1 pseudogene is annotated in these 1082 nt (G+C 38.0%); it reads right to left on the reverse strand.

The features are described from left to right. A pseudogene (locus BLP50_RS14195) lies at positions 1 to 1082 on the reverse strand (RHS repeat protein); the annotation flags it as partial.

Genomic DNA, 1082 nt, shown 5'->3' on the forward strand with positions numbered 1-1082 from the left:
AAGTAATCAAACTTTTGCGCATTTCCATTTGGAAGAGTCTTTTCAATCAATCTACCATACGCATCATAATCATAGCTTGTCTTTTCATTTCCATTTACAAGCTCTCTTAGCTTTCTTTCGTCATCATAGATATAATCAACTTTTCTACCATCTGGATAAACTATTTCTGTTCTTTCATTAAGCTTGCCATAATTATAAGCGACGCACTTTTTATTGTAATCATTTACAGATAAAACTCTTCCGAGAATATCTCTTTGAATAGAAGTTGTACCGAGCCAATCGGTAAACTCATTTAACCTTCCAAGTTCATCATAAGATAAAGCTACAGACTTACCATCTGCATAATCTACCCTTATTACTCTTCCCAAATCATTGTAGCTATAGGCTGTAGAATAATTATCTCTATCTACCTTTGTAACAAGTCTTCCATACTGGTCGTACTCATAGGTTTCCTTTTGTCCTAAGGCGTCTGTTACCTCTGTAAGCTGACCTGCTAAGTTATAAGAGTAGATTGTCACATGGCCATCTTCTCCTACCTTTGGAAGTCTATCTTCTTTAGTCTCACTAGCATCAGCAAGGCCATCTATTCTATGGATACTCTTTAGGTTATCCAGTGCATCGTATGTGTAAACCGTCTCATTTGAAAGAGCATCGACTACACTTTTAAGTCTGCCTGTAGCTGTGTAGGTATAGAGGGTATCTTTATCTCCATCTGATACCTTTGTTGCCCTCCCCATAGCATCATACTCATATGACACCGCTCTTCCATCAGTTCCATTTACTTTTTCAATTCTACTTAAAGCATCGTAGCTATATGATATTTCATAGCCATCTGCAAATGTTCTTTTTGAGACTCTTCCGGCACCATCATACTCTAGGCTTTGCTCTAGCTTGCCGCAAAAATAAATAGCTGTAAGCTTACCGCCTCTAGTGTACTCAAATCTTCTTACTCTACTTGCAACATCTGTGATTGTCTCTACATTTCCAAGTTTTGTATAGGTATAGCTTGTCTCGTTTCCTAGAGGATCTATCTCCTTTGTTACTCGCCCAAGGAGGTCGTATTCTCTAGTGCTCTTATTTCC

The organism is Pseudobutyrivibrio sp. AR14, assembly GCF_900101325.1.
Lineage (GTDB): Bacteria > Bacillota > Clostridia > Lachnospirales > Lachnospiraceae > Pseudobutyrivibrio.